Genomic DNA, 6,597 nt, shown 5'->3' with positions numbered 1-6,597 from the left:
CGCCGGACATGCCGTTGCAGGTCGTGCACGCGAACGCGACGACGCCGAAGCCGAGCTGCTCGAGATCGGACAGCAGGTTCGCTTCCTTCAGGTACAGCTCGACCGCCTTCGAGCCGGGCGCGAGCGAACTTTTCACCCACGGCTTGCGCGTCAGGCCGCGCGCGTTCGCGTTGCGCGCGAGCAGGCCCGCGGCGATCACGTTGCGCGGGTTGCTGGTGTTCGTGCAGCTCGTGATCGCGGCGATGATCACCGCGCCGTCCGGCATCCGGCCCGGCGTCTCGTCCCACTTGCCGGCGATCCCGCGCGCGGCGAGGTCGGACGTCGGCAGCCGCTTGTGCGGATTCGACGGGCCGGCCATGTTGCGCACTACCGACGACAGGTCGAACGTCAGCGTGCGCTCGTATTGCGCGTTGCCGAGGCTGTCCGCCCACAGGCCCGCCTGCTTCGCGTAGGTTTCGACGAGCTTCACCTGCTCGTCGCTGCGGCCCGTCAGGCGCAGGTAGTCGATCGTCTGACCGTCGATGAAGAACATCGCGGCCGTCGCGCCGTATTCCGGCGCCATGTTCGAGATCGTCGCGCGGTCGCCGAGCGTGAGGCTCGCCGCGCCTTCGCCGCGGAACTCCAGATACGCGCCCACCACCTTTTCCTTGCGCAGGAATTCGGTCAGCGCGAGCACGACGTCGGTCGCGGTGATGCCGGGCTGGCGTTTGCCGGTCAGCTCGACGCCGACGATATCCGGCAGGCGCATCCACGATGCGCGGCCAAGCATCACGTTCTCCGCTTCCAGGCCGCCGACGCCGATCGCGATCACGCCGAGCGCGTCGACATGCGGCGTGTGGCTGTCGGTGCCGACACAGGTGTCCGGATACGCGACGCCGTCATGCGCCTGGACCACCGGCGACATCTTCTCCAGGTTGATCTGGTGCATGATGCCGTTGCCCGGCGGGATCACGTCGACGTTCTCGAATGCCTTCTTCGTCCACTCGATGAAATGGAAGCGGTCCTCGTTGCGGCGATCCTCGATCGCGCGGTTCTTCGCGAACGCGTCCGGGTCGAACCCGCCGCACTCGACGGCGAGCGAATGATCGACGATCAGCTGCACCGGCACGACCGGATTCACCTTCGCCGGGTCGCCGCCGCGTTCCGCGATCGCGTCGCGCAGGCCGGCGAGATCGACGAGCGCCGTCTGGCCGAGGATGTCGTGGCAGACGACGCGTGCCGGGAACCATGGGAAGTCGCGCTCGCGCTTGCGCTCGATGATCTGCTTCAGCGAATCGTCAAGGATCGCCGGATCGCAGCGGCGCACGAGGTTTTCGGCGAGCACGCGCGACGTGTACGGCAGCGTGTCATAGGCGCCCGGCTGGATCGCGTCGACGGCGGCACGCGCGTCGAAGTAATCCAGCTGCGTGCCGGGCAGAGGTTTGCGGTAGGCGGTATTCATCATGTGGGGGAAGGCGAGGAATTCATGAGCGGGGGACGCCGACCGGCGCGACCGGCGTCCCCCCGCGCCCGATCAGCGCTTCTCGATCGGCACGAACGTCAGATCGTCCGGACCGGTGTAGTTCGCGCTCGGACGGATGATTTTGTTGTCGATGCGCTGCTCGATGATGTGCGCGGCCCAGCCGGACGTGCGCGCGATCACGAACAACGGCGTGAACATCGCGGTCGGCACGCCCATCATGTGATACGACACGGCGCTGAACCAGTCGAGGTTCGGGAACATCTTCTTCGCGTCCCACATGACCGATTCGAGGCGCTCGGCGATGCCGAACAGCTTCGTGTCGCCCGCTTCCTTCGACAGCTTGCGCGCGACTTCCTTGATCACCTTGTTGCGCGGATCGGAGATCGTGTAGACCGGGTGACCGAAGCCGATCACCACTTCCTTGTTCTCGACGCGCCGGCGGATATCGCGTTCCGCCTCGTCCGGCGTGCGGTAGCGGCCCTGGATCTCGAACGCGACCTCGTTCGCGCCGCCGTGCTTCGGACCGCGCAGCGCACCGATCGCGCCGGTGATCGCCGAGTACATGTCGGAGCCCGTGCCCGCGATCACGCGGGCCGTGAACGTCGACGCGTTGAACTCGTGCTCGGCGTACAGGATCAGCGACGTATGCATCGCATCGACCCACGACTTCGACGGCACCTTGCCATGCAGCAGGTGCAGGAAGTGGCCGCCGATCGAATCGTCGTCGGTTTCCGTCTCGATGCGCCGGCCGTTGTGCGAGAAGTGGTACCAGTAAAGCAGCATCGAGCCGAGCGATGCCATCAGGCGATCGGCGATGTCGCGCGCGCCCGGCGTATTGTGGTCGTCCTTCTCCGGCAGCACGGTGCCGAGCACCGACACGCCCGTGCGCATCACGTCCATCGGGTGCGCGGACGCCGGGATGCATTCGAGCGCGGCCTTCACCGCCGCCGGCAGGCCGCGCAGCGCGCGCAGCTTCGTCTTGTAGGCGGCCAGTTCGGTCAGGGTCGGCAGCGTCTCGTGCACGAGCAGATAAGCGATCTCCTCGAATTCGCACGACTGGGCGACGTCGAGGATGTCGTAGCCGCGATAGTGCAGGTCGTTGCCGGTCTTGCCGACCGTGCAGAGTGCCGTGTTGCCGGCGGTCACGCCCGACAGCGCAACCGATTTCTTCGGCTTGAATGCCCCGGCTGCCGGTGCTGCTGCGTCTTTCGTCTCGCTCATGCTTCTGTTCTCCAATGTTCCAGATTCGTATCGATCGCGGCGTTACTTCCTGCCGTGCGCGAACAGTTCGTCCAGCTTCTGTTCGTAGGCGTGATAGCCGAGGTAGTCGTACAGTTCCGCGCGCGTCTGCATCGTCGGCACCGCGGCCTTCTGCGTGCCGTCGCGGCGCAGCGTCTCGTAGAAGTTCAGCGCCGCCTTGTTCATGGCGCGGTAGGCGCCGCAGCAGTACAGCGCGATGTCGACGTTCGCTTCGCGCAGCTCGTCGAGTGTAAACAACGGCGTCGAGCCGAACTCGGTCAGGTTCGCGAGGATCGGCACCTTGACCGCCGCCTTGAAGCGGCGGTAATCGTCGAGCGTCTTCATCGCTTCCGGGAAGATCATGTCCGCGCCGGCCTCGACATAGGCGACCGCGCGTTCGATCGCCGCGTCGATCCCTTCGGCGGCGGCCGCGTCGGTCCGCGCCATGATCACGAACTGATCGTCGGTGCGCGCGTCGACGGCGGCCTTGATGCGGTCGACCATTTCGTCGGCCGGCACGCACTCCTTGCCCGGACGGTGGCCGCAGCGCTTCTGGCCGACCTGATCCTCGATGTGCACGGCCGCGACGCCCGCCTTGATGAACGACTTGATCGTACGCGCGATATTGAACGCGCCGCCCCAGCCCGTATCGATGTCGACAAGCAGCGGCAGACCGGTCGCATTGGTGATCCGGTTCGCGTCGATCAGCACGTCTTCCATCGTGCTGATGCCGAGGTCCGGAATGCCAAGCGAGTTCGCGGCAACGCCGCCGCCCGACAGATAGACCGCCTTGAAACCGACCGCTTCGGCCATCTTGGCCGCGTACGCGGTGATCGCGCCGACCACCTGCAGCGGCTGTTCGGCCGCGACTGCCGCGCGGAATGCCGCGCCGGCGCTCTGAAGATGCGTGTTGCTCATGAACGGTCTCCCGATGGAATATCCGTTGAACAGCAAGTACCGGGCCAGCCCGCCCGGCACCGCTAACCCACTGATTCTTAAGCAACCGGTTTCTTGCTCAGCGATCCGGTGATTTCAATTTGGAAATTTCACATTTCATAAATGAAATCGCGCGCGCATAATCGGTCTTCATGGACATGACTGCAATCAAGCCTGTCGGCCCGGCCGACCGCGCGGTGCGGCCGCGCATCTGGGCGATCGGCATCAGCCGCCTGCGCGACCTCTTTCGCGACGTCGCCGGTGAATTCGACGACCGCGCGGACGTGCGCATCGTCGCGCGCGGCTATGAGGAAGCGCTTACCGCGATCGCCGAAGCCGGCGCCGCGCGCCCCGACGTGATCGTCGCGGCCGGTTCGAACGGCAGCTATCTGAAAACACGCGCGCAAGTGCCCGTCGTGCTCGTCACCCCGACCGGCTTCGACGTGATGCAGGCGCTGGCCCGCGCGCGGCGCGACGCGTCGCGGATCGCGCTCGTCAGCGTCGGCGAGACGCCGCCCGAAGTGCGCCGCTTCATCGCCGCATACGGCCTCGACGTCGAGTTTGCGTCATATCAGTCTGCGCAGGAAGCGGAAACGTGCGTGCACGAATTGCGCGATCGCGGCATCGAGACGATCGTCGGTCCGGGGCTCGTTACCGATCTCGCGGCCAACGCCGGCATGGGCGCCGTCTTCCTGTATTCCCACGCGTCGGTGCGCAAGGCGGTCGAGACCGCGCTCGAAGTCGTCTATGCAACGCACGCCGAGGCGCTGCGCCGCCAGCGGCTCGACAACCTGCTCCAGCATTTGCGCGACGGCGTCGTCGCGCTGGATGCGCAAGGGCACGTCGAAGCGATCAACGAGCGGCTCGCGCTCGCGTTCGGGGTCGAACCCGCGGCCGCCGTCGGACGCGCACTCGTCGATCTCACGCCCGAGCTGCGCACGCTGCGCGCCGACGACGGCGATACGCTCGCGACCGTGCGCGGCGTGCGCTATGTCGTGCATCGCGGGCCGCTCGTCGATCGCGGCGTGACGTCGGGCAGCGTGCTGACCTTCCAGGAATCGCGCGCGGTCGAACGGCTCGATCGTACGCTGCGCTCGCAGCCGAGCACCCAGCAGTTCGCGGCGCGCTACACGCTCGACGACGTCGTGGGCGCGTCGGCGCCGATGGCGCGCGTGCGCGACCTTGCGCGCCGCTATGCACGCTCGGATGCGACCGTGCTCGTGCTCGGCGAAAGCGGCACCGGCAAGGAAATGATCGCGCAGAGCCTGCATGCGCTGTCCGCCAGACGACACTATCCGTTCGTCGCGATCAATTGCGGCGCGTTTCCGGAGGCGCTGCTCGAAAGCGAATTGTTCGGTTACGAGGAAGGCGCGTTCACCGGCGCGCGGCGCGGCGGCAAGACGGGCCTGTTCGAAGCCGCGCATCGGGGCACGCTGTTCCTCGACGAGATCGGCGAGATGCCGCCGTCGCTGCAAAGCCGCCTGCTGCGCGTCCTGCAGGAGCGCGAGGTCATCCGCCTCGGCTCGACCGAACCGATCCGCATCGACGTGCGCGTGATCGCGGCGACCCATTGCCCGCTGCTGGCATCGGTCGAGGCCGGCACGTTCCGCGCCGATCTCTACTACCGGCTCAATATCCTGAACATCGGCCTGCCGCCGCTGCGCGAGCGCGCAGCCGACATTCCGGCGCTCGCAGCCGCATTGCTCGCGCAGGCGGCCAGACGCGAGCCGCGGCTGGCCGAACGGCTGCGCGACGCAGACGATGCGGCACGCGTGCTCGATCAGACGCAATCGGTCCTGATGCATTACCGCTGGCCCGGCAACGTGCGCGAATTGCAGAACGTGATCGAACGCATCGCGGTCGAACTGGCGGACGAGACGGCGGAGAACGGCGCATCCGGAACGGGCGGCGCGCTCGATCCGGATGCGTTGCGGGCGGTTGCGCCCGAACTGTTTGCCGCCGCGGCGATGTCCGATGGCCGGGATGACGATGCGCCGACGCTGCAGGCGCGCCGCCGGCGCGCGGAAGCCGATGAAATCCGTGCGGCACTCGACGCGTGCGACGGCGATCGCGACCGCGCCTGCGCGATGCTGGGGATCAGCAAGACGACGATGTGGCGCAAGCTTTCGATGAAATAGTGGCCGCCCGGGGCCGGCCGCCGTCAGCGGATCGTGCGATCGTGACGGCACGCATTCGCACGAACGCGGCATGACGGCATCGGGCAGCGGTGGCGGCCGGCATGCCTGCTGTCGTCGGAGAACGGACGGCGGTGCGACGCTGCCGTTGGCCGTTGGCCGTTGGCCGTTAGCCGATACGCGTCACGCCACGGCGCGCGTGCGCTGCAACTGCTCGCCGAGCCCTTCGACGCCTAGCCGCACCGTCTGTCCAGGCTTCAGGAACACCGGCACGGGCCGGATCCCCATGCCGACGCCCGGCGGCGTGCCGGTCGTGATCACATCGCCCGGCTGCAGGGTCATGCAGCGCGACAGATACGCGACCAGCTGCGCGACGCTGAACACCATCGTGCGCGTATTGCCGTGCTGATAGCGATGTCCGTCGACCTCCAGCCACAGGTCGAGCCGCTGCGGATCGGGCACATCGTCGCGCGTGACAAGCCACGGGCCGATCGGACCGAACGTGTCGAAGCCCTTGCCCTTGTCCCACTGGCCGCCGCGTTCGAGCTGCCATTCGCGCTCCGACACGTCGTTGACCACGCAGTAGCCGGCCACGTATTCGAGCGCGCGCGTCTCGTCGACGTCCTTGCACGACGTACCGATCACGACGCCCAGTTCGACTTCCCAGTCGGTTTTCGTCGAGCCCTTCGGAATGTCGATCCCATCGTTCGGACCGCAGATTGCGCTCGTCCATTTGCCGAACACGACCGGCTCGGCCGGCACCTGCATGCCCGCCTCCGCCGCATGATCCGCATAGTTCAGACCGATAACGATGAACTTGCCGAT

5 protein-coding genes are annotated in these 6,597 nt (G+C 67.0%); 1 reads left to right on the top strand and 4 read right to left on the bottom strand.

The features are described 5' to 3' along the window. The 3 genes from acnA to prpB form a co-directional block, all read right to left on the bottom strand. A partial coding sequence (gene acnA, locus KH616_RS19615; RefSeq protein ID WP_292249802.1) for an aconitate hydratase AcnA occupies positions 1-1,441 on the bottom strand: 1,441 nt, incomplete at its 3' end. Positions 1,442-1,513: 72 nt separating this feature from the next. After that, a complete protein-coding gene (prpC, locus tag KH616_RS19610) occupies positions 1,514-2,683 on the bottom strand; it encodes a 2-methylcitrate synthase (RefSeq protein WP_292249801.1) in 1,170 nt (389 codons plus the stop codon). Positions 2,684-2,725: 42 nt separating this feature from the next. Beyond that, positions 2,726-3,619, bottom strand: coding sequence for a methylisocitrate lyase (gene prpB, locus KH616_RS19605; protein ID WP_292249800.1), 894 nt, complete (start codon positions 3,617-3,619; stop codon positions 2,726-2,728). A gap of 170 nt (positions 3,620-3,789) precedes the next feature. On the opposite strand from prpB, the gene prpR reads away from it, so the two are divergent. Beyond that, complete coding sequence (prpR, locus tag KH616_RS19600) at positions 3,790-5,775, top strand: propionate catabolism operon regulatory protein PrpR (protein WP_292249799.1); 1,986 nt, start codon at positions 3,790-3,792, stop codon at positions 5,773-5,775. A gap of 180 nt (positions 5,776-5,955) precedes the next feature. Here prpR and KH616_RS19595 read toward each other — a convergent pair. After that, a partial coding sequence (locus KH616_RS19595) for an ureidoglycolate lyase (protein ID WP_292249798.1) occupies positions 5,956-6,597 on the bottom strand: 642 nt, incomplete at its 5' end.

It is taken from the genome of Burkholderia sp. (genome assembly GCF_018375725.1).
Lineage (GTDB): Bacteria > Pseudomonadota > Gammaproteobacteria > Burkholderiales > Burkholderiaceae > Burkholderia.
Note: the sequence above shows the minus strand (reverse complement) of the source record. Positions and strands in the feature narration are given on the sequence as shown.